At 40.1% G+C, this 23,428-nt stretch carries 19 protein-coding genes and 2 tRNA genes; 17 read left to right on the top strand and 4 right to left on the bottom strand.

The features are described from left to right. Window positions 1–1,262: molybdopterin-dependent oxidoreductase (locus Q7U95_RS01820; RefSeq protein ID WP_308751568.1), on the top strand; the 1,262-nt coding region annotated here is incomplete at its 5' end. A gap of 445 nt (window positions 1,263–1,707) precedes the next feature. Here Q7U95_RS01820 and Q7U95_RS01825 read toward each other — a convergent pair. Together Q7U95_RS01825 and Q7U95_RS01830 are read right to left on the bottom strand one after the other, a co-directional pair. Continuing rightward, entirely contained in the window at window positions 1,708–2,013 is a 306-nt protein-coding gene (locus tag Q7U95_RS01825) for a hypothetical protein (protein ID WP_308751569.1), read from the bottom strand. Between the two features lie 21 nt (window positions 2,014–2,034). Continuing rightward, window positions 2,035–2,412, bottom strand: coding sequence for a hypothetical protein (locus Q7U95_RS01830; protein ID WP_308751570.1), 378 nt, complete (start codon window positions 2,410–2,412; stop codon window positions 2,035–2,037). Window positions 2,413–2,648: 236 nt separating this feature from the next. Here Q7U95_RS01830 and lon point away from each other — a divergent pair, with 236 nt between their 5' ends. Together lon and Q7U95_RS01840 are read left to right on the top strand one after the other, a co-directional pair. Beyond that, on the top strand, window positions 2,649–5,039 hold the full coding sequence (lon, locus tag Q7U95_RS01835; protein ID WP_308751571.1) for an endopeptidase La: 2,391 nt from the start codon (window positions 2,649–2,651) through the stop codon (window positions 5,037–5,039). Continuing rightward, window positions 5,036–5,542, top strand: coding sequence for a metallophosphoesterase family protein (locus Q7U95_RS01840; protein ID WP_308751572.1), 507 nt, complete (start codon window positions 5,036–5,038; stop codon window positions 5,540–5,542). The genes lon and Q7U95_RS01840 overlap by 4 nt, the downstream gene beginning before the upstream one ends. On the opposite strand, the gene Q7U95_RS01845 is transcribed toward Q7U95_RS01840, so the two are convergent. Continuing rightward, complete coding sequence (locus Q7U95_RS01845; protein ID WP_308751573.1) at window positions 5,532–6,128, bottom strand: RNA chaperone Hfq; 597 nt, start codon at window positions 6,126–6,128, stop codon at window positions 5,532–5,534. The two genes, Q7U95_RS01840 and Q7U95_RS01845, sit on opposite strands and share 11 nt — an antisense overlap. Before the next feature lie 351 nt (window positions 6,129–6,479). Here Q7U95_RS01845 and ppcA point away from each other — a divergent pair, with 351 nt between their 5' ends. Together ppcA and Q7U95_RS01855 are read left to right on the top strand one after the other, a co-directional pair. Next, complete coding sequence (gene ppcA / locus Q7U95_RS01850; protein ID WP_308751574.1) at window positions 6,480–8,090, top strand: phosphoenolpyruvate carboxylase; 1,611 nt, start codon at window positions 6,480–6,482, stop codon at window positions 8,088–8,090. Further along, window positions 8,083–8,469 (top strand): VanZ family protein, encoded by a 387-nt coding sequence (locus Q7U95_RS01855; protein WP_308751575.1) that lies wholly within the window; start codon window positions 8,083–8,085, stop codon window positions 8,467–8,469. The genes ppcA and Q7U95_RS01855 overlap by 8 nt, the downstream gene beginning before the upstream one ends. Window positions 8,470–8,476: 7 nt before the next feature. Here Q7U95_RS01855 and Q7U95_RS01860 read toward each other — a convergent pair whose 3' ends face one another. Further along, window positions 8,477–8,710, bottom strand: coding sequence for an Lrp/AsnC ligand binding domain-containing protein (locus Q7U95_RS01860; RefSeq protein WP_308751576.1), 234 nt, complete (start codon window positions 8,708–8,710; stop codon window positions 8,477–8,479). A gap of 230 nt (window positions 8,711–8,940) precedes the next feature. Here Q7U95_RS01860 and selA point away from each other — a divergent pair, with 230 nt between their 5' ends. From selA to Q7U95_RS01920, 12 genes are all read left to right on the top strand, one after another. Continuing rightward, complete coding sequence (selA, locus tag Q7U95_RS01865) at window positions 8,941–10,353, top strand: L-seryl-tRNA(Sec) selenium transferase (protein ID WP_308751577.1); 1,413 nt, start codon at window positions 8,941–8,943, stop codon at window positions 10,351–10,353. 39 nt (window positions 10,354–10,392) lie between these two features. After that, window positions 10,393–12,300: a selenocysteine-specific translation elongation factor gene (gene selB / locus Q7U95_RS01870; RefSeq protein WP_308751578.1), complete on the top strand. Its 1,908-nt coding sequence runs from the start codon at window positions 10,393–10,395 to the stop codon at window positions 12,298–12,300. 252 nt (window positions 12,301–12,552) lie between these two features. Further along, window positions 12,553–12,649, top strand: a tRNA-Sec gene (locus tag Q7U95_RS01875). Between the two features lie 229 nt (window positions 12,650–12,878). Next, window positions 12,879–14,507, top strand: coding sequence for a sensor domain-containing diguanylate cyclase (locus tag Q7U95_RS01880; protein WP_308751579.1), 1,629 nt, complete (start codon window positions 12,879–12,881; stop codon window positions 14,505–14,507). A gap of 19 nt (window positions 14,508–14,526) precedes the next feature. Further along, window positions 14,527–16,188, top strand: a complete 1,662-nt coding sequence (locus Q7U95_RS01885) for an ATPase, T2SS/T4P/T4SS family (protein WP_308751580.1) — start codon at window positions 14,527–14,529, stop codon at window positions 16,186–16,188. A gap of 89 nt (window positions 16,189–16,277) precedes the next feature. Beyond that, window positions 16,278–17,051 carry a hypothetical protein gene (locus tag Q7U95_RS01890; protein WP_308751581.1) on the top strand — a complete coding sequence of 258 codons (774 nt, stop codon included), beginning with the start codon at window positions 16,278–16,280 and terminating at the stop codon, window positions 17,049–17,051. A gap of 754 nt (window positions 17,052–17,805) precedes the next feature. After that, window positions 17,806–18,885: an N-acetylmuramoyl-L-alanine amidase gene (locus Q7U95_RS01895; RefSeq protein ID WP_308751582.1), complete on the top strand. Its 1,080-nt coding sequence runs from the start codon at window positions 17,806–17,808 to the stop codon at window positions 18,883–18,885. A 228-nt stretch (window positions 18,886–19,113) separates the two neighbouring features. Continuing rightward, window positions 19,114–20,001 (top strand): NlpC/P60 family protein, encoded by an 888-nt coding sequence (locus tag Q7U95_RS01900; RefSeq protein WP_308751583.1) that lies wholly within the window; start codon window positions 19,114–19,116, stop codon window positions 19,999–20,001. Next, entirely contained in the window at window positions 19,989–20,423 is a 435-nt protein-coding gene (locus Q7U95_RS01905; RefSeq protein ID WP_308751584.1) for a secondary thiamine-phosphate synthase enzyme YjbQ, read from the top strand. Before Q7U95_RS01900 ends, Q7U95_RS01905 begins: the two co-directional genes overlap by 13 nt. After that, on the top strand, window positions 20,413–21,459 hold the full coding sequence (locus Q7U95_RS01910; protein WP_308751585.1) for a histone deacetylase: 1,047 nt from the start codon (window positions 20,413–20,415) through the stop codon (window positions 21,457–21,459). Before Q7U95_RS01905 ends, Q7U95_RS01910 begins: the two co-directional genes overlap by 11 nt. 43 nt (window positions 21,460–21,502) lie before the next feature. Continuing rightward, complete coding sequence (locus Q7U95_RS01915) at window positions 21,503–22,585, top strand: PilT/PilU family type 4a pilus ATPase (protein WP_308751586.1); 1,083 nt, start codon at window positions 21,503–21,505, stop codon at window positions 22,583–22,585. A gap of 553 nt (window positions 22,586–23,138) precedes the next feature. After that, a tRNA-Pro gene (locus Q7U95_RS01920) sits at window positions 23,139–23,215 on the top strand. The last annotated feature ends 213 nt before the right edge of the window (window positions 23,216–23,428 follow it).

Below are 23,428 nucleotides of genomic sequence, written 5' to 3' on the forward strand. Positions count from 1 at the left end.
AGAAAGTCGAGAAGATTTCCGGTATTTCTGCTGATTCCTTGCGAGAAGCAGCGCGATTATTTGCCTCAGCCAAAAATGGAGCAATTTTTTATTGTATGGGAATAACTCAGCATACAAGCGGCACCGATAATGTCCTCTCCATTGCCAATTTGGCGATGCTTACCGGAAATATCGGAAGGCCCGGAACGGGGGTTAATCCTTTGAGGGGACAAAACAATGTCCAAGGGGCTTGTGATATGGGGGCTCTCCCTAATTGCGTAAGCGGATATCAAAACGTTTGCGATTCGGGGGTTATTGATAAATGTAAAGATATTTGGGGAGTAAAACTTCCGGAAAATATCGGGCTGGGTGTCACTGAGATGGTGGATGCCGCATTGCGAGGCGAAGTAAAGACAATGTACATCGTGGGCGAAAACCCTATGCTTTCTGACCCCGATTTGAGTCATGTGAAAGAAGCTTTTGATAAATTGGATTTCCTGGTTGTTCAGGACATATTCTTAACTGAGACTGCTGAACTGGCCGATGTTGTATTACCGGGGGCTACCTTTGCTGAAAAGGATGGAACATTTACCAATACTGAGAGAAGAGTCCAAAGGGTAAGAAGAGCCATTTCTCCTATTGGCAACTCAAGGCCCGATTGGTTAATAATCTGCAATTTAGCGAAGGCCATGGGCTACGACATGGAATATACAACAGTTGGTGAGATTACCAAGGAGATTGCAAATATTACTCCAACCTATGGCGGAATAACATTTGAGAGAGTGAGCAGAGAAAGTGTTCAGTGGCCGTGTCCCGACGCAACGCATCCGGGGACGCCAATTCTTCATACCGAAAAATTTGCGCGGGGATTAGGTAAGTTCCACGCTGTTGAATACAGGCCGCCAGCAGAAGAACCCGATGAAGATTACCCGTTTATCTTGACCACCGGGAGACTTTTGTATCACTATCACACCGGCACGATGACCAGGCATTCTATGGGTCTTGACGAGGTCTGTAAAGAGGCCAAAGTTGAGATAAATCCCGAAGATGCTAAAAAGCTTAAGATAAAAGATAATGATTGGGTTGCTTTGATTTCACGTCGCGGAAAAATAAAGGTTAAAGCATGGGTGACTCCTCGCGTTCCCAAAGGAACTGTATTTGTGCCTTTCCACTTTAAAGAATCTCCAATAAACATGCTTACCAACTCCGCGCTCGACCCGATATCAAAAATTCCCGAGCTTAAGGTGTGCGCGGTGCGTGTAGAAAAAATAAAGAGCAAGTAGGCGGGGAAGCACGACTACTTGCCCATCTAAGGATTTCTTTTTTGTGGGCGGGCAACAAGCTCTTGATTGCCTGCCGATAGGCAGGGCACCTAAAAAATGATATGGCTGATGGCAGATGGCTAATAGAGTATGGAGTATGGAACAGTTCTTTCTCGTCATTGCGAACGACCAAAGGGAGTGCGGCAATCTCATAAGCAGCAGATAGCTTAAAACTTATTGCTTATGGCAGAGCAATGAGCTATGAACAACGAACTAAAAATCTCCCCACTTTCGACTAATAGACTCCCGACTAAGAGGCTGGAGACTGGGAGTTATCTTGCGGGATAATTTAAAAAATTAAGAAATTCCTCTAATTATCCCCATTTCCACAGGGTTATCCACAATATATTGGGTGGATTTATCTAAATAGCCATAGATGTTGTATTCTTCCTTGCAAAAGAAGGCTTTATTTCTCTTCCTCTTCCTTCCTTGCCTCGGAATATTGTTTAAGCTTTTCATTTATGGTTCTTATGCTGTCGCGAAGGCCCTTTTTTATGTCCTTTTCAAGCTGGCCGCTCTTGGCATCTTTGATGAACTTATCGAAGGCATCGGTTAGAGTATCGAAGCCATCTGCTACTTGTTCTCTCAATCTCCTTGTTTTTTCACTCTCCACGGTTGTCTTAAACACTTCTTTTAGTTGAGAGCCCATTACTTTTAATTCAGCGATGATGTCCTCAAGTTTTGGTTCTTCATTTGTCTTTTTTTCTTCCATTTTCTCTCTCCTTGTCCGTTTTTATTTGGAGTCAATCTCCCTGCTTATAGTTTTTGAAGTTGGCGTGAGGCCTTTTAAAAATTTAATGTGTCGGATTATGTATGTATTTTTTTCGGGAGTTTCTATGGTTAAGGTCATGGTATCTTCTTCGATGGCGAAGTAGGTTAAATTTACCCCTCTTTGAACAGCCCAATCTTCGGCAACATTTTGAGCTTCCTCAACAGAACCGGTAAGGTAATAACAGCATCCGGCTGCCATAGCAATTTCGTCTGTTACAACGTAACTTTGCCAATTACTCAACACAATCATAGCTACATCGTTTGTAATAATGATTACGACTATAATAGCTAAAATTATTTTAGCTATGGTTATGAGCCATTCATCGAGCCACTCTCTCATAGTTTTATTCTTTCACTTTTTTGTTTTTGAAAATCCAGGCTATGGCTGTACTTACAATTACTATTAGAGCAAAAATTATAATTAAAAGAAAGAAATTGATTTTTTATCTTTTTTCTTTTATTTTTCATAATAAATATATTCCTCTCACAAGATTTGAGAAGGATTGTTAGGTAATATAGAGAAATGTTTATAATAACAATATAGAAAAAAATTTGTAAACAGGAAGGACGACTTTAATGAGTTTAAAAAATCGCAAAAATAGTCTCACAGATAATCTGGAAATACCTAAAACGTTGCCTTTGATACCACTGAGGGACTTGATTATCTTCCCAAATCTTGTAGTCCCTCTTTTTGTAGGAAGGGAGCGGTCCATAAATGCGTTGGAAGCGGCCATGCGTGAAAATCATTTGGTGGCTCTGGCTGTGCAGAAGGATGTTGAAGTGCAAGATCCGCTTCCTGAAGATATTTATGATGTGGGTTCGGTTGCTATTGTTATGCAGGAGCTGAAACTTCCTGATGGTACGGCAAAAGCTCTTGTAGAGGGGAAGGCTCGTGTAAAGATAAAAAAGTTTATTCAAACTGATCCTTATTTTAAAGTTGAGATTGAGACTGTTGAGGAAACAGCCGTAAAAGACATTGAGGCGGAAGCTTTGATGAGAAATCTCATCTCTCAGTTTGAAGAATGTGCCAGGCTAGGGAAGCCAATTCCTCCAGAGGTTTTGGTTGCGGCCTTAAATATCGACGAGCCGGGTAGGCTTGCTGATTTTGTGGCCTTTCATTTGAATCTAAAAACTGAAGGCAAACAAGAGATATTGGAGGCCATCCGTCCCAAGGCGCGCCTGCAAAAAGTATCTGCTTTATTGACCAAAGAACTTGAAATTTTGGAGCTTGGAAGCAAGATTCAGAGCAGAGTAAAAGAGCAGATGACCAAGACTCAAAAAGAATATTTCTTAAGAGAACAGCTGAGAGCAATTCAAAAAGAACTGGGAATTGCAGATGAGCGTACCGTCGAAGCTCAAGAATTAAGGGAAAAAATAGCTAAAGCGAAGATGTCGGAAGAAGTAGAGAAAAAAGCCCTCAAGGAAGTTGATAGACTTGAAAATATGCCTCCCGCTGCCGCGGAAGCTTCCATAGTTAGAACATATGTAGATTGTTTAATTGAATTGCCTTGGCGCAAAAAATCTAAGGAAAAGTTGGACATTAAAAAAGCAGAAAGAATTCTCAATGAAGATCATTACGGATTAGAAAAAGTAAAAGAGAGAGTGCTCGAGCACCTTGCCGTTCGCAAACTTGCTAAAGATAAAATGAAGGAGGCCATCCTCTGTTTCGTTGGTCCTCCTGGTACGGGTAAAACTTCAATTGGTAAGTCAATTGCAAGGGCTCTTGGGCGGAAATTTATCAGAGTTTCTTTAGGCGGAATGCGCGATGAAGCTGAAATCAGAGGGCACAGGCGTACTTATGTAGGCGCTTTACCGGGAAGAATAATTCAAAATATCAAACAGGCGGGTATAAATAATCCCGTTTTTATGATGGACGAGATTGATAAAGTCGGAGCTGATTTTCGGGGCGATCCAACCTCTGCTCTTCTTGAGGTTCTCGACCCGGAACAGAATAATTCTTTTAGTGACCACTATCTTGAAGTCCCCTTCGATCTCTCCGATGTTATGTTTATAACCACGGCAAATATTTTGGATACTATACCACCGGCTCTTAAAGATCGGATGGAGGTTATTAATTTTCCTGGTTATACGGAAGAGGAAAAACTAAAAATTGCTCAGCAGTTCCTAATGTCTAGGCAGCTTGAAAACCACGGACTCACGAAAAATGATTTAAGGATTACAGAGGGAGCTATAAGAAAAATAATAAGAGAGTACACACGAGAAGCCGGAGTAAGAAATCTCGACCGAAAAATAGCTACTATATGCCGGCAAATTGCCAGAAAGATTGTTGAGGGAGAGAGGAAACTCTTTAAAGTAACCCTCGACAATCTATCCGATTTTTTGGGCCTGCCACAATTTAGCTATGGTTTAGCAGAAGAGAAAGATGAGATTGGAGTGGCTACAGGGCTTGCTTGGACCGAGGCAGGAGGAGACATTATATTTGTTGAATCTACCTTAATGAAGGGGACCGGCAAACTTATTCTTACAGGTCATCTTGGCGAAGTTATGCAGGAATCTGCCCAGGCAGCTTTAAGTTATGCCCGCTCAAAAGCCGAAGAATTTGGTGTCCCGGTGGACTTTTGCGATAAATGTGATATCCATATTCACGTTCCCGCTGGCGCGATACCAAAAGATGGACCTTCTGCGGGAGTTACTATAGCAACTTCTCTTATATCTGTTTTGACGAAGATTCCTGTAAGAAAAGATGTTGGAATGACCGGCGAGATTACTTTACGCGGGCATGTGTTGCCAATTGGGGGGCTTAAAGAGAAGATACTCGCTGCCCACAGAGCTGGTTTAAAGAAAATAGTTATTCCGAAGAAAAACGAGAAAGATTTGGAGATAGTTCCGGAGCAAGTTAGAAAGGAATTGAAATTTGTCTTTGTTGAAAATGTAACCGAAGCTCTCAAAGTTGCTTTAACAAAACCTCTTAAACCTAAGAAATTTACCAATAAAGGTGAAAAATGAGGGTTGGCATAATTTCCGATACTCATGTCAAGAACAAAGAAGACTTAAAACGCTTGGAAGAAATTGTTAATCATTATTTTGTGGGTGTTGATATGATTCTTCACGCGGGTGACATGGTTGACTTGCGAGCTCTTGAGATTTTGAGGAGGGTGGCTCAGACGGTTGCGGTTAGAGGAAATATGGACTTTCCCGAAACCAAACAAGTGTTGCCGGAAAAAACGGTTGTTGAAGCAGCCGGATGCAAAATTGGCCTGATACATGGATGGAGCCCTGCGGCTGGTCTACCTCAGCGTGTAAGAAAAGAGTTTAAGAATGTTGACTGCATCGTCTTTGGCCACAGTCACGAGGCTTTTAATCGAGACATTGATGGTGTTTTGTTATTTAACCCCGGAAGCCCAATGGACAGAGCTTTTAACACCCAAAATTCTGTTGGTTTTTTAAATATCAACCAATCCGCCGAAGAGCGTTGTGATAAAATCTTTGGTGAAATAGTTAAGATTTAGCAGGGTTTATCTTAGAAAACGAGCGCACTGAGGCATTAAAGGTTTCTTTTTTTGCCGGTTTTACTGACTTTATGGCATGTTTAAAGATTAACTCTTTACCGGATTTAGTCTTTAAAACCAAAGAATAGTCATCGTACGCGTTAAGGGTTCCCCTCCAAATTTCATTTCCCACACCAAGGATTTCTATCTCTTCTTGGCTGTGGTGGATTGTCTTAAGAAATTCATTTTGGGCAAAACCCTTATTTCTTTGAGGTTGATATCTTGTTTCTGGTTTTTCTGTCGTTTTGGGTTCGGGTTTTTTCTCGTCTTTTTTTACTTGGGGAGTTTCGGGTTCTTTTTGAGAGGGTTCAGATAGTTTCTTTTTAGCCATTGCTTCATTGAATGCTTTTTGCATTCGGTTTGAATCTGGTTCCTGACTTAATTTTTTCAAACGATTCACCACCTCGCCTATATCCGCGGCACATTTCTCACAAATATCGGCCCTTATCCGTTGTTTTGTTAATTCTAAATTATCGTACATTGCTGTATTTAAAACCCAAAGTTTTTCCGTTTTTTTACCACAAATTTGACAGTTACCTTCTTTCATTACATACCGTCCTTTGGGTTAGTTGCCTTAAAGCAAAATATAATACTTTATTTAAAAAGAGTCAAAATATAATGAAAAGTTATATTTAATTTATAGAGTAAAGAAGGTTAAAGCGAGATTATAGCGAATGATATATTAAGCTCAGAATGGTGGATTAAGAAATTTGTTGGGGCTAAAGAGCTATGGAGAAATAGTTTTTTCTGCAGTTTTGAAGCCCCAAGAAGTTTGGCAGAAGTCATTATTTAAAGAAAGAGAATTTATTACTCTCTTTAGGTGAGCCTCGTGGGGTGTGATGACGATGCGAAGGTCATTCTGGGCTTATTTTTATAATATTTCATAGAAGGAAAATAGATGGAAAAAAAGATTCCAACCTCCATAATGACCCAACATCCAGATGCGACGACTTATGTGCCGATTCAAGAAGAGCCGAAAGAAGCCATATTTTCACTTACTCCCGCGCCTGAGGGGTTAGGGATTGAAGAGGCGATGGTTGATTTTGAGGGAAAATTAACTCCTTACCAGCAAACTTCTCAGATAGTCATGGGTCTTCTAAGCAAAGGAATTGTCCCGGGGAAGGATGTTTTTGTGACTCCTCGAATTCCCAGTGGAATTGAGGAGGGGGTTTTCAGACAACTTATGGCTCTCATGTCCGTGGTTGAATCAAATTATCAGGCCTGGAAGAAATCAAAAACATATGCTATTAAAGAAGTTATATTGCCTATGTGCTCCGGTGCTGAGGAAATTCTTTCTGTGCGAGAGAGAATCATCGATGTTATCGAGCTTGCACATAAAGAGTTTGGCTTAAGTAAAGACCGGGATCTTATTCAAGTGATTCCGCTTATAGAGACCGTGCCTCAAGTACTCGATGTTTATTCAATTTTTAAGGACTATTTGATTGGGTGCAAGAAAATTGGGCTTAAAACCGATAGGTTGCGCTTCATGCTGGGGTTTTCCGACCTCGCGCTTACTTATGGCATGGTGCCGTCTGCTCTTTTAAGTAAAATCGCTATTGCGGATAGTTATCGTCTTCAGAAGGAATTTAAGGTAGAGATAGCTCCTATTTTAGGAGGAGGAGTCCTTCCTTTTAGAGGCCATCTATCTTTGGAAAATATAGATAACGTCATCAGGGACTATGGTGGGGTTCGCACGTTAACCATTCAATCTGCCATGAGGTACGATCACGGGTATGATAAAACGAGAAAATTGGTGGAAATTCTAAAGGAGAAACTTCCTTCTTCAACTCCCTTGAAATTTGACGAAAATCTTCGCTCTGACTTGGTGAACATAGTTGGCGTTTTTGTTAAGCATTATTTGGTTTGTTTTTATGACTTAATAGACATTGTCAGCAAAATTTCTGACCTTATTCCAAGACAGCGAGATCGTTTGGCGAGAAAAAGTGAGGTGGGTTACGCTCGTGATTTACCTCATCCCCTTGAGCTGTCGGGTTTTTTGACGGATGAAGCTCTCACCGGCGAAATTAGAAAGTTATATAAGAAAGGGAAACGCGAGTTGCCGAGGACCATATCTTATACGGCCGCTCTTTATAGTATTGGTCTTCCGCCGGAGATAATCGGAGCGGGTAGGGGTCTAAGAGAAGTAGATGAACGCTATGGCAGAAGAGTTTTGGATTTGCTTCTTGATAATTATGTTGGGCTAAAGAACAATCTTGCTTTTGCTTACAAGTTTGTCCATCTTGCCAATGCGGCTGAATTTTTACCGTCAAAAGTAATCTCGCTTGTGGAAGAAGACCTTAGGTTCATTGAAAAATATTTGGGAATAAGATGGTATGAAAAAACCAAACAAGATAAATTCTATGGCACGATTTTGGAGACAATGAAACCGATGCTTAAGCAGGTTATAGGCGTGGAGGAAGAGTCGATAATTAGCGACGAGGGTCTTGAGTCCGGTCTTATAAATGAATGGATTTTAAGGCTCGGCAAAATGAGGGGAAGTCTTGGTTAACAGATTTCCTCAGCGAACGAGAATTCAATCTTTATTGATCTGGGTTCCTCCCGTTTCATGGATGGCGGTGATATTCTTTTTTTCCTCTTTGCCGGCTTCGGATGCCCCGTCTTTCTTGCCCGATTACGTCTTTCATTTCTTTGAATATGCGGTTCTTGGTTTCTTGTTTTTAAGGGCGTTTAGTGGGCATAAAACAACTTCAGTGAAGGCTCCCCCTTGGGCCGCCAGTGCGAGCATCATTTACGCCGCTTTAGATGAGCTACACCAGTTTTTTGTTCTGACCCGGGATTGCAGTTTTAAGGATTTTGTAGTTGATGTTGCGGCGGTTTTATTTGTTGTATTGGTTGCTGTTTTAGTTAAGAGAAAGAAGATAAAATAGGGGCTAGCTATAGCTCAACCAATATGCAAGTGAGGGTACGGATTACTCCTTTGATTTTTTGGATTTTTGCAACCACCAGATTACCTAAGGTATTGAAGTCAGGTGCTTCTACAAAAGTAATTGCATCGTATGGCCCCGTTACGGCATCTATGGATGTTACTCCTTCAATTTTTTTTGCTTGTTTAACGATGTTGCCTGCTTCTCCCGCTTCGGCTGTAATTAGAATGTATGCGTTAACCATGGAATTCACCTCCTTGATTAAATTCTACCATTAGAAGTCACGATATACTTAATTATTCTCAATTTTTTTGGTGACTTTTTAAGTTTATTCCAAATCTGTTTCCATGCAATAAGAATTGACTTGTGGTATATTCATTCTACTGTTTTTGTATGGTAAATTAGCAGGAAAATGTTTTTAGATAACGAAGTAAACCGTGCTTCTGTCATTGGGTAAAGCAAAGGAGGAAGATGATGACGGAAAAGAAAAAATATCTGCGGAAGCTCTCTGCTGTTGACGAAATTTTGGAGCTTTCTGCTATGAAAGATTTAATCTCAAATTATCCTCGCATGGTGGTGGTAAATGCGGTTCGTACTGTAATCAATAAACTCAGAAAGACAATTATTGAAGCTAAAAAAGATGATGAGCTGAAGGATATATCGTTGGAGCCGGAGGATTTAGTTCCTCTCGTGTCTGAGCTGGTTAAGGAAGTTATGTCCCCCAGTTTAAGAAGGGTGATAAATGCAACAGGAGTAGTTGTGCATACGAATCTGGGTCGCTCAATTCTCGCGCCATCGGCTGTTGATGCTGTACTTAACGTGGCGAGCAGCTATTCAAACCTCGAATTTAATTTAGACAAAGGAGTAAGAGGGGACAGGCATTCACACGTAGAGAGCTTGCTCTGTGCTTTAACTGGGGCCGAGGCGGCCATGGTTGTCAACAATAACGCAGGAGCAGTCCTTTTGGCTTTAAGTACAATTGCTAATGGTAAAGAGGTAGTTATTTCCAGAGGGCAACTTGTGGAGATTGGTGGGTCTTTCAGAATACCTGATGTTATGCGCCAAAGCGGAGCAATCTTAAAGGAAGTGGGTGCGACCAATAAGACGTATCTCGAGGATTATCGGGAGGCGATAGGTGAAGAGACGGCTCTTCTTCTTAAAGTTCACACCAGCAATTTTAAAGTTGTGGGTTTTGCTGCTGAAGTCTCACTTCAGGATTTAGTGACTTTAGGTAAAGAGCACAACCTGCCTGTTATGGATGATTTGGGCAGTGGTGTCTTTCTTGATTTGTCAGAATACGGCCTTCCTTCTCATGAACCAACGGTATGTGAATCAGTTAAGGCTGGCGCTGATATTGTTACTTTTAGTGGGGATAAACTCTTAGGTGCACCGCAGGCCGGGATAATTGTCGGCGAAAAAAAATTAATTGAGCAGATGAAAAAAGATCCGTTAACACGGGCGTTGCGTGTTGACAAATTAACACTTGCGGGACTGGAAGAGACTTTGAGGTTATATCTTGACCCCGCAAAAGCAATTGAAGAGATACCTACCCTCAATATGATTTTAACTCCCCTTCTTGAGTTGAAAAAAAAGGCGGCAAAACTTGCAAGGAAAATTAATGAGAAAATTGGCACGAAATATTTAGTTGAAATTATCGAAGATACATCAAGAGTTGGTGGCGGGGCCCTGCCTCTTGTAGAACTTCCCACAGCGGTTGTTGCTCTATCCGCAAAAAATCTGTCTGTTTCTAAATTGGAAAGCAAGCTTAGAAAATCTGACCCGTCGATTATATCCAGGGTTCATGAAGATAAAGTTTTTTTGGATGTCCGGACAATTCAACCTGAGGAAATAGAGGAGATAGTTGGAGTTTTGGCGACGATTTGTTAGAATTTTTAATTCTTAGATTATCGCCTTTGAGGTGAGTTTTTGAAAAATATAATTATTGGGACAGCGGGTCATATTGACCACGGAAAAACAACTCTAATAAAAGCTTTAACTGGAGCAGACACAGATCGCTTAATTGAGGAGAAAAAAAGAGGAATTTCTATAGATCTCGGTTTTGCCCAATTTCAATTGCCCGGTGGAAATGTTGCAGGGATAGTTGATGTTCCGGGTCACGAGCGGTTTGTTAAAAACATGTTAGCCGGGGCAACGGGAATGGATCTTGTTTTGTTAGTTGTAGCGGCTGATGATGGGGTAATGCCACAAACAAAAGAACACTTAGCTATCGCCAATCTTTTGGGAGTGAAAAAGGCTGTAGTAGCGGTGACGAAAGCCGATTTGGTTGATGATGATTGGCTCGATTTAGTAATAGAAGACATTAAGGGTGTTTTAAAAGGAACTTCTTTTGCGGATTCTCCAATAATACCCGTTTCTGCCATTAAGAAAACAGGCATTGAAGATTTAATAAAAGAGGTAGATAGAGTTGCCAGAGAGGTAACCGAGAAAGATTTAAATTCCCCTTATAGATTGCCTATCGATAGAGTTTTTTCTTTAAAAGGAGCTGGCACGGTGGTTACGGGCACTCTTTGGTCCGGAGAAATGTCTGTGGAAGAGCAAGTCGTAATTTTGCCAAGTGGGCTCAATGCACGAGTTAGAAGCTTACAGGTACACGATAAACCGGTTGAAACAGCCTACGCGGGCCAGCGTGTCGCAGTTAATCTTGCGGGCCTAAACCGGGAAGATGTCAAAAGAGGCGATGTCATACTCCCCTTGGGTTATTTGAAGCCAACAAGTATCTTTGATGCCAAATTCCATCTTTTAACAGATGCGCCAAAATCTCTAAAAAACAGGACAAGAGTTAGAATTTACCACGCTACGCACGAGGTTTTAGGCAGGATAATTTTTCTCAATAAAGACGAGCTAAAGCCAGGGGAAAGTGATTTTGTCCAATTTAATTTAGAGGCTCCAATAGTTCCAAGGTATGGGGACAGGTATGTTGTTCGACAGTATTCCCCGGTTTACACCATTGGTGGAGGCAGAATCATAGATGGGCATCCGCGTAAACATAAACGGTTTAGGCCTGATGTGATTTCTAAATTGGAAATTTTAGAAGGAGGCAATCTTAAGGAGATTGCGGGGCTTATCTTCAAAGAATCTTCCACTACGCCCATGACTAAAGACGATATTATTGTCCATTATGAGTTTTCGAGAGATGAGTTAGATGTAATCCTTGAATTGTTTTTAAAAGAAGGGAAATTATTGTCTCTCCGGGTAGGGGATAATGCTTTTTATATTTTTAAAGAAGGGTATGAGAAATTAAAAATGGCAACTCTTGATTATTTAAAGAAGCACCATGTAGAAAATCCATTGAGCCCCGGAGTGAAAAAAGATGTGATAAGGGCTCAAGTTATGCCCCACCTTTCTTTCAAACAAGCCGATGCTATATTGGGAGAGTTAAATGCCTCCAAGTCGGTAGTTTTAGAAGGAGACATTGTTCGTCATTTTGAAGTTAAGACTGAACTAAGTGGAGAGCAAAAGGGCGAGCTTGAAAAGGTATTGTCTAAGTTGAAAGAAGGTAAATTTGCTCCTCTTACCTTAAATGAACTGGAAAATAATCTTAATATTTCCAAGGATGAGCTTAGAGAGTATTTAAGAATATTGACTTCAAAAGGTGATGTTGTAAGAATAAAACACGATATATTTTATTATAGCGATGCTATTAACGAGATTAAAGATGAGCTGATTAGTTTTCTTAAAAAAAATAAGAAAATGGGTCCCGCGGAATTTAAGGATCTTTTGGGCGTAACTAGGAAACATGCCTTGCCTTTACTTGAATACTTTGATTCACAAAAAATAACTCGAAGGGTCGGAAGCGATAGAGTGCTAAGATAGTCCCAGCCATCAGCCTCCAGCTTTCAGCAAAACCAAAAATTCGGGCATGGAACTGAGGGAACAAGAGAAACCAACAAAACAGTTGCGGTAGATATCTTTGTTTTTAGAAGTTACACTCCGACTCGGTATAGTTTTATGTGGAGAGCGTGAGTTGTAGAAAAATTAAAAATTGAAAAATAACCAACAAGTCAGTAAGCTAATTATTTAGCTGATTTTTATTTGTTAGTTTTTAATTTGCTGGCAGCTGATTATGGGGGCGGATTGGTCCTGGTGGGTCGCCTGGTCTTCAAAACCACGGTGGGGCGTTAAGAGCGTCCTGGGTGGGTTCGATTCCCACACGCCCCCGCCACATTTTTTTGTTAATTATATCAATGTTTTTTAACTTTTAAAATGAAGAAAGACCTGCCAAAATACTAAAAAATTTATCTTGTATTTAAGTATAGAATTAAAAAATAAAATTTATCCTTTAGTCTTGAAAATTATATGCCGATATCTTAATTAGTTTAGTAAATTTTTTTGTCGGTTATCTCTGTTGTATTCATCAACAGGTGGCAAGCAGACAAAGGGGCGACTAATACATGAAAAAAGAGTTTCAAGAAAAACTTGAAATTTTTGAAAAAATCCAATGGCTTATTAAATTAAGATGGATTGTAGTGAGTTGTGCTTTTATTGTTATTTGGCTGACAAAAATGCTGGCCCCGACGGAATTTTTCGCCACTCCATTTTATATATTAGCGGGACTTATTGCTTGCTATAATCTGTTGTTTGGTTTCTATTTGGAATCATTGAACGTAGAAGACGACGAGGATAAAGCCAAAAAATTTGCTAATATGCAGGTATCTCTGGATATAGCTATTCTTGCAATGGTTGTATATTTTACGGGTGGGGCGGAAAGCCCGTTCATCAGTGTTTTCATTTTACATATAATTACGGCCGGGATTTCGCTTACCACTAAAGAAAGTTTTATGCAAGCTACCCTGGCTTTAACTTTAGTTACTTCGATTGTTGTTTTGGAGTATTTTTCCATAATTCCTCATCATGAATTAGCCATACTATATCCTCTTCCTTATAACCAATATACTGATGGAAGGTTTGTAATTACAATAATTTTCAAGTTATCCATCATGTTCTTTTTTACCGTATATCTTATTAGTTATCTCTCGAGTCTTCTTAATAAAAAGCAAGAAGGGACAAGAGAGCTTTCAACTCTTTTAAATATCAGTAAATCGTTGGGATCTACCTTAGAACTCGATAGTATCCTGAACTTAATCTTAAATACGGCAATTTCTGAAACGGGAACTTCTGCTGGCAGTATCGCGCTTTTTGATGAAGAAAAGGAGGAGCTTGGCGTTAGGGCTGCTAAGGGATTTAGTGAAGAATTTTTAAACAAAACGCTTAAGTGGAAGTTGAGAAAAGATGGAGTGACGGATATGATTTTAAAAGGAGAAAAGCCCTTGGTGATTGAAGATTCCTCAAAAGAGCCGGCTTTTAATAGCTCAACATTATTAAATGAGGGGGTTAAATCACTTATAGCTGTTCCCTTGTTTACCGATCATAAAACAATTGGGATTCTTTATGTCGATGATTTTAAACCTCGGGAATTTACCGAAAGTGAAGTGAGATTGGTTTCGTTTCTTGCAACTCAAGCGGCGGTTGCAATAAATAATGCCCAGTTTCATGAGAAAACAAAAAGGCTGGCAATTACAGATGGTTTAACAGGAGTTTATAACCACAGATATTTTAGTGAGACGCTTGAAAGCGAAGCCAAGAGAGCAAACCGGTACCACAGTTCACTTTCTCTAACAATGATAGATGTGGACGACTTTAAAATATATAATGATACTCATGGTCACCTTGAAGGAGATATCTTATTGACAAAAATTGCATATTTTCTCGTCGAATGTACTCGTGAGATAGATTTAATTGCTCGTTACGGGGGGGATGAGTTTGCCATAATTTCTCCCGAGACCGACAAAGAACAAGCTTTTGAAATGGCAGAGAGAATTAAGGCCGAAATTGCAGATAAATTTTTAAAAGAAAGAGAAATTTACGCTATTATTAAATTAAGTTTTGGAGTGGCTTCGTTGCCTTGTGACGCAGTAGACGCCGATGACTTGATTAAGAAAGCTGATGAAGCTTTATATCAGGCGAAGCGGGCAAAAAAGAAAAAAGTATACGCTTTTAAAGCATCAACCAAAGGCGCGTAGACAAATAAGGAGGGATTTTGTGACTTGGGAACATGAGAGAATAGGCGATATTCTCGTAAAGAACAATGTAATTACATCCCAACAACTTACGGAGGCATTGGATGCCCAAAAAACAAGCGGCAAACCACTTGGTGAAACCTTAGTTGAAATTAGGGCAACTACTGAAGAAGAAATAGCAAAAGCTCTAGCAAAACAGAAAAATTTACCGGTGGTTAGTTTGGATGAGTATGAGATTAATTCTCACGCGGTTAGTCTTATTACCGAGAGAATTGCTCGCAGACATATGGCTTTGCCAATCGGTTACGAAGAGGGGAAGCTGGTTCTTGCAATGGCAAATCCTCTCGATATTCACGCCATTGATGACCTGAGGGTGATGACGGGATATGAAATAAAGCCTGTTGTTTGTACCAGCTCGGAGATTAATAGTGCGATTAATAAATTTTTGGCAAGAAGTTCTTCTGTGGAAGAAGCCGTTGAAGCGGCTGAGGGAAGGGAAGCAATTAAAGAAGAGACAGCAAAAGATATTGCTTCCGATGCTCCTGTTGTCAAGCTTGTCAATCAAATAATTGGGGATGCGATTGGGCAAGGAGCTAGTGATATTCATATTGAACCCCAGGAGAAAGATTTTCACGTTAGGTTTAGGGTAGATGGTGTTCTTCATGAAATTATGACGGTGCCCAAAAAAGTCCAAGCTAGTCTTATCTCACGTTTTAAAATAATGAGCGGGATGAACATCGCCGAACACAGGATGCCCCAGGATGGTCGAGCTGCTGTAAGCGCGGGAGGTAAAGAAGTTGATTTGCGGGTTGCAACATTGCCAACTATTTATGGGGAAAATGTAACTTTAAGAATTCTTGATAAGAGCCAAGCTTGTTTAGAACTTAAAGATTTGGGTTTTTCCCCTGATACGCTTGAAGAGTACAAGAAAGCTTATTCCAAAGCATACGGGGCCTTACTAGTTACAGGGCCAACTGGTTCAGGTAAGTCTACAACTATTTATTCTACATTGAATGTGATTAATTCCCCGAAAAAAAAGATAATTACAGTAGAGGACCCTGTAGAATATCGTTTGCCTGGGATACTCCAAATTCAGGTAAATCCTTCGGCAGGGCTTTCATTTGCTGCCGGATTAAGGTCTATTCTTAGATGTGACCCTGATATTATCATGGTGGGCGAAATAAGAGATTTAGAAACGGCTAAAATTGCTATTGAATCTGCTTTAACAGGGCACCTTATGCTTTCGACCCTTCATACAAACGATGCGCCTTCTGCTCTCACCAGGCTTATTGAGATGGGTCTTGAACCTTTTTTAGTTTCTTCCTCAATAGACTGTGTTTTGGCACAGCGGTTAGCGAGAAAGTTGTGCAAACATTGTAAAGAGGAGTATAAATTACCGGAAAAAACAGCTAAAGAGATAGGCTTAGGCAACAAAGAAATGAGTATTTATCGTGCGAAAGGATGTAAGAAATGTCTTGATACCGGCTACAAAGGAAGAGTAGGAGTATATGAAGTAATGCCTGTAAGTAGTAGTATAGCGAAACTTTGTGTTGAAAAAAAATCAACGGAAGAAATTCGTGAAGTTGCAATAAAAGAAGGTATGCGGACGTTAAGGGAAGATGGGTTAGAAAAAGTAAAACAGGGCATAACCTCCCTTGAGGAAATAATGAGAGTTGTGGTTTAAAGGGGATAAAAATGTGCTCTAACGTTTGCAATAAATTTGTCAAACGCTTAAAAGAAAAATTGAGCTTTATTAACTCCTCGATAAAGCGAGTGAATTTTCCTACCTTTAAAATTTCCCTCGATATTTCGGTGTTGATTGTTTTGCTCTCTTTTGTTTTGGTAAGTTCAATTTTTTTGCCCGAGGTAATTTTTGACCTTTTAAGTTATGCCCAGCCGATATCTATTTCCGAGTATTTTTGTGAGCCGGTTATTTTAGCTGGTGGAGTTATTGAGCCAGGAGCAAATCCTTTATATAAAGTTGGAGATAAAAAGACTTTTTATGCAAGAAGATTTACAACCGGGGTTGAAGGCGAGGAATACGCTTTAAGTGCTGCCTGCAGGGCGGTTGGACAGTTTTGTTACGTCTTTGTTGAAGAAGGGCAAAAGGTTGATGATTTTTGGATAAATAATCTAAAGGCCGAGTTTGATGAGAAAATATCCCATAAGGAAAAAATTAGAAATCGTTTTGAGTTAACATTTGAAAACGAGGGGAGAGTTGTCTTACTTCTTTTAGATGTTAAAGATGAGTGGAAACCTCAAAAAAGAGAGGAACGTTATATCGCCGGATATTTTTGGGCGGAAAATCAACTACCCGGTTTTAGAAGTCAGACTGGCAATGAAATGGAGCTGTTATATTTAGATATTAACCCTGCCAATCTCACAACAGCAGATTTTTTGGAGACTGTTTCTCATGAGTATGAACATCTTATTAATTGGAGCTTTGCTGAAATTAGAATATGGCTCATTATTTTCTTCCAAACTGGGTTTATAAGTTTCTTCGTGCTTAATTATTTTTTGGGAAGAAAGTGGAAAGGGAAGTTGTAGGTTTTGCTCTTCCGTGAGCCGCAGCTGATTAATAGTTTATTTTTTTATTATTTTGCTATGTAGTTTATTTTGTGGGTTATTCCGGGCTCTTAATTACGAAACTTCATTCTCCTTCATTTTCTTGTTCGCCCAAGAAAACCTGCCTACCGGCAGGCAGGCAGGGCAGAACTCCTCCTCGTTTCACTCTGGGGTCAGACAGATTCGTCTTATTTCCTGAACAATCTATTTTGGAACCTAAAAATGACCCCTCGTTTCACTCCCACCAGGGTTAAAAAAAACAATAAAAAGCTTTTATTTTTGATTTTCCTGGTAGCTGACGGCTGGAAGCTAATGGCTGCTTTTAAACGATATGGCAATTGGCAGATAGCGTATAGCGGATAGCAAATGGTAATTAGAGATGTAGTGACCAGAAAACTAGAGCGGTCATTGCGAGCGAAACGTGGCAATCTTATAAGCAACAGGTGGCTTATAGTGGGTAGCCGGACTTTTCTTGCTAACTCCTCCCTTGACGAGAGGGGTTGAGGGAGGATAAATAAAGGATATTTTTTGGCTTAAATATCTATTTACCAGTCTATTACCGAATTATCGACCGTGCCTACCGGCAGGCAGGGGTTGAATTTTTCTTTACCCCTTACCCTTATTTCTACTCTCTACTCTAAGCTCTTCGCTCTAAAGTCATTTCCTGGTAACTGGTGGCTGGAGACTGGCAGCTGTTTTGGGTTATACTTTTAAGAAAAACTACTTAAGGGAAACTATGAAGCTATTTAGAAAAGGCAGCAAAGGCAAAGGGGTAAAGGACATTCAGGCCAAACTCGCTTTGTTGGGATATAATTTCGGCCCGACGGGTGTTGATGGAGCATTTGGCGACTGTACCGATATGGTAGTAAAGCAGTTTCAACAAGACAGAGGACTTATTGTTGATGGAATAGTTGGTGAGGATACCTGGCGTGAGCTTGTTGAAGCTACCTATAGACTAGGAGAGAGACTTCTCTATTTAAAAATTCCTTATCTGCGAGGAGACGATGTAAAGCAACTTCAGAAATGGTTAAATAGATTAGGTTTTTCTACCGGGGCCGTAGATGGCATATATGGTTTCAGCACCGAGAAAGCTCTGATGGAATTTCAGAAAAATGTTGGGATATCTCCTGATGGCATACTAGGTTCATCCACTCTCGACGCTTTTCATAATCTAAGAAAGATTTTACACGCGGATTTTAAGGTTGCATTTCCATGGGAGGAAAAAATTGAGCCTGTTTCTTCCATCTCGGTTTTTAAAGATCTTGTAGTGGTAGTGGATTTTGGTCATGGTTATCCACCTGACCCGGGAGCCATAGGGCCATCAGGGCTTAAAGAGAGCGAAATTTGCGAAGATTTGGGTCTCCGCTTTGGAAATCTATTGGAACTATTGGGAGCTAAGGTTGTCTATACCAGGCAGCAGGGTCATTATCTTAATTTGTCTAAACGCGCTGCTTTGGCCAATAAAATTGAGGCAAATATTTTCTTAAGTTTTCACCTTAATGGTTCTTCAAATTCAAAAGCCGAGGGGACCAGCACTTATTACTTTGCCGCAGGTGACCAGTTTTCCAAAGAAGGCAAAAATTTGGCATATGCCATTCATGAAGAACTGCTCTCTTCTCTCGAGCGGTCAGATGATCGTGTTCATGGAAGAAATTTTGCGGTTTTAAGGGAGACGAAGATGCCTGCTGCCTTAATGGAGCCGGTTTTTATAACCAACATAGAGGAAGAGAAGTTGCTTAAAGATGAAAATTTTCGCCAGAAGATAGCGATAGCTGTTTTTGATGGTGTTAAGAAGTTTCTGGGAATACGCAGCTAAGGTTGTCAAGAGCTTCTATATGTGTTAGTATTTTTTAATTAATTTTTTAGATATCTTCTATAGGAGGAGATAGGAATTTTAGGTAACACAAGAGCACCAAAAAAGAAAAGTCTTGTATTTTTTACGATAGCTCTTACCATTTTTACTCTTATCTTTTCATCAATTGCTTTTGCTACCCCAAATACTCTAAGCAGTAAACAAAAAAAAGCTGAAGAACTTAAAAAAGAGTTGGACGAATTTGATGAGAGACTGGGCATAGCTACCGAAAAATATAATGAAGCATGTTATTCATTAAACAGGACAAAAAATGAAATAAGGGCAAATGAAGCAAATTTGGCCAAGGCAACTGAGGATTTGACCAGGTATAGGCAGATCCTTAATTTGCGTGTAAAGGGGATTTATAAATACGGAGAGATTAATTGTATTGAGGTTTTCTGCAACACCAAAAGTTTTGAAGATTTAATCACTCAACTTGATGTCTTATTTAGAATAGGCAAAAGCGACGCGGAACTTGTCAAGGCGGTTGCGGAGAAAAAAAATGAGATTGAGGGACATGAAAAAGAACTTGAAATACAGAAAGCAAAACAAGAAAAACTTGCGGCACAATTAAAGGCGGATAAATCTAGCATCGAGAAAGAGATTAAAAAGAGAGATGCTTTATATAGTCAAATTAAAGATGAAATTGTTTATTTAGAGAGAGTAGAAGTTGCCCGTCGCGCGCGATTAATAGAGGATTTCCGTGGTAGAGGGATTAATGTATCGAGAGGTGCTCCTAATAGCGCAGTTGTAGATATAGCTATGCGATATTTAGGGTGTCCTTACCAATGGGGCGCTGCCGGGCCAAATACTTTTGATTGTTCCGGATTTACCATGTTTGTCTATGCTAAGATAGGCATTGGCCTTCCTCACTCAAGCAGAGCTCAATATAGTTACGGGGCGCGGATAAGCAGGGACCAGCTTCAGTCTGGTGACCTTGTTTTCTTCGGACGGCCTATTCATCATGTTGGTGTTTATGTGGGTGGCGGAAACTTTATTCACGCTCCACATACGGGTGATGTTGTCTCAATTGACAGTTTAAGCAGTAGGAGCAATTATGTGGGAGCTTGTCGGCCTTAGACAAACATCAAATGAAATTCTTCGATAAGATTTTGAGAATTCAGACTAAAAAACCGGTTGAGATTGTGGATATTACTTCGCAGATTTCTCAATTAGTTCAGGAAAGCAAAATTAACAAAGGCATAGCAATAGTTTATTCTCCCCATACAACCACAGCGCTTATAATAAACGAGAATGAGCCCGGCCTTATTAAAGATATTGAGGGAGCCGTTAAAGATATTGTTCCTTGGGGCAAAAATTACGCCCATAACGCGATAGATAATAATGCGCCTTCACATATAGTCGGTTCGTTTCTAGGAAACAGCTTGAATTTAATTATTAGCAAAGGTAATTTAGAACTAGGTACATGGCAAAGTATTTTTTTTGTCGAATTAGATGGGCCTCGTTCCAGAAAGGTTTTGGTCAGGATAGTTGGAGAATAGAACGGCCTTACTTTATGACCCAATCTATTTGAAACATTTTGCCGGTTTTGGTCATCCTGAAAGGCCGGAAAGACTCACGGTTACCTTATCTATTCTTGAAGAAAAAAACATCCTTTCTAAATTAATTAAAATTAAACCCCAAAAAGCTTCACCAAAGGAGATTACTTCAGTTCACTCATCCCTTTATCTAAAGGAAGTTGAAGATTTGGCTTCAAGAGGCGGAGGCAATCTTGATTCTGATACGGTTATTTCCTCCGATTCTTATGAAACTGCTTTATTCGCGGCAGGGGCAGTTATAACGGCGGTCGATAAGGTGCTCGATGGAGCAGTGGATAACGCGTTTTGTTTGGTAAGGCCTCCCGGTCATCACGCAACTTCTCGAAAAGGTATGGGCTTTTGTATTTTTAATAACCTTGCCGTGGGAACAAAGTATGCTCAAAAGCGCGGTCTCTCTCGCATTTTAATTTTGGATTGGGATGCTCATCATGGTAACGGTATCCAGGAAATATTTTATGAAGACTCTAGCGTGCTTTACATATCGCTTCACCAGTATCCTTTCTTCCCCGGTTCTGGTTATTATGATCAAGTTGGGGCAGGCGGAGGGAAGGGTTTTACAGTTAATCTTCCTTTGTCTGCGGGAACGGGTGATGTACTTTGTATGAAAATTTTTGATGAAGTGGTAAATCCTATAGCTTACCAATTTAAACCGGAGCTCATAATGGTTGCGGGGGGTTACGATGGTCATTTCGCGGATCCACTCACCTCTTTAAAATTAACTGTTCCTGGATATTCTAAACTTACTAAAAAGGCTTTGAATCTTGCGGATGATATTTGCGGCGGCAAGCTTGTGGTTTCTTTAGAAGGAGGATATGAGCTTAAGGCCTTATCGCACTCAATTGCTGCTACTTTAAACGAGATGGGCAACTTTGGTTTAAAGATTAAAGACCCACATGGATTACTTGTTTCTGCTGATAAAGTGGATTTAAGTGTTATCGATAAAGTTAAAAAAGTTCAAAAAGAGTTTTGGAAAATTTAAAGAATTTTTTAATTAGAGCTTGTTGGAAATGGAGGAAACGATTATGAAAATAACTGGTTTATTAAGCAATATGTTGAAGGAGATGATGAAGGAAGATGCCTCTGACATTCATTTAAAAGCGGGGAGTCCTCCTTGTTTTAGGGTGCAAGGTCGCCTCGTTTTATCCAATAGCTCTTCTTTATCTGCTTCTGATGTTGAAGAGATAGCGCGTTTAATTATGGGCGAGGAGCGGTTTTCTAAACTCAAAGATGTTAGAGATTTTGATTTTGCGCATAGTCTATCTGATCTTGGGCGCTTTAGAATTAACATTTCACTTCAAAGGGAAAGTGTGGCCATAGCTATCCGAAAGGTTTTTGCTGGAGAGCATTTAAACATTGATGAGTTAGGGCTTCCCCCAGTGATAAAGAAATTGGTCAGTGAGCCGAGAGGACTAGTTTTAGTTACCGGAACAGCAGGTAGTGGAAAAACTACAACGCTGGCAGCCATGATAAATCATATAAACAAAACAAGAAGAGCTCATATAGTTACGATTGAAGACCCCATAGAAGTTTTACATGAGGATAATTTAAGCTTTATTAATCAGCGGGAGATTGGAATGGATACCGAGTCATACCAAGAGGCCTTGAAACGCGTGGTAAGACAAGACCCGGATGTAATTTTAATTGGTGAGATGAGGGACATTGAAACGGTGAGAGCCGCCATCAGCGCGGCGGAGATTGGTCATTTAGTTTTCTCGACTCTCCATACCATTGATGCAACGGAAACTATAAATCGTATAATAGATTTCTTCCCTCCATATCAGCAAAATCAAATCAGGATAATGCTTGCCTCAACCTTAAAAGGTATAGTTTCTCTTAGACTTTTACCTAAAGTGGGCGGGGGCAGGGTTCCGGCTGTTGAAGCTATGGTTAATACTGCTACTACCAGAGATTATATTTTAAAAGAAGCGGAAACTTCAAAAATTAAAGAAGCAATTGCAGGTGGAGATTATTATGGCATGATGACGTTTGAACAAAGTCTGGAAAAACTTTATCAAGACGGCAAGATTACTTTAGAGGATGCTCTTAATACGGCCGCAAATTCACATGACTTCAAACTAATGTTACAGCAAAAAGGATTAGTGTAATGGCTGATGGCCTATGGCAGATAGCAAACAGGGTATGGAGTGTAATAAGACCAGCAATCTAGCTAGCAAGCTACCGACCCCCCACTAAGAGACTCCCGACTAATAGGGTAACGCCGTGCCTGCCGCCGTGCCTACCGGCAGGCAGGGCAGGCAGGGGTAGAGGGGAATTGGAAATTGTAAGTTGTAAATTGGAAAGTGCAAAATAAAAGGGTAATGGGTAACGGGGAAAGGGTAAAGTTAAAAAACAAATCAACTAAGAAGCTAATAAGCTGAAGAGTAATGGGTAAAGGAATTCAGCCTCCAGGAAAGCTTAAGAGCTAAGAGCATAAAAGAATTGGAAATTTTAAAGTTTTAAAACCAAAAAGGAAAACAATTTTACAATTTAATATTTACAATTTGCATTTTACAATTAGCTGCAAAACAGCTTATGGCTGAGAGCTAATATAAATAAGGACGAGAAGTAAGAAAAATTGACAGCAAACGGTTAATGGTTGATAGTTTGATTTTAAAGAATTGCTATCAACTTTTTATAACGCGATATTAATTAATTTTTCGGGATGTGGCTCAGCTTGGCAGAGCGCCACGTTCGGGACGTGGAGGCCGGCGGTTCAAATCCGCCCATCCCGACCAAATAGATATAGCTGATAGTTAAAGGCAGAGAGTGCGAGGCATCAAGCAGAGTAGAAGTAAAGGTAAGAGCATAGTTAAATGAAAAGTGAAAAATGTCAGATACTGGTTTCACGAGAAAAGGAAAAAACTACTTGCCTGTTGGCAGACATGGTAATCAAGAATTAAAAAAGTTTTTATCGTCAGACCAGCGCTTGGGATAATCTTTTTAAGAAT

This window comes from Candidatus Oleimmundimicrobium sp., from assembly GCF_030651595.1.
In the GTDB taxonomy this organism is placed as follows: domain Bacteria; phylum Actinomycetota; class Aquicultoria; order UBA3085; family Oleimmundimicrobiaceae; genus JAUSCH01.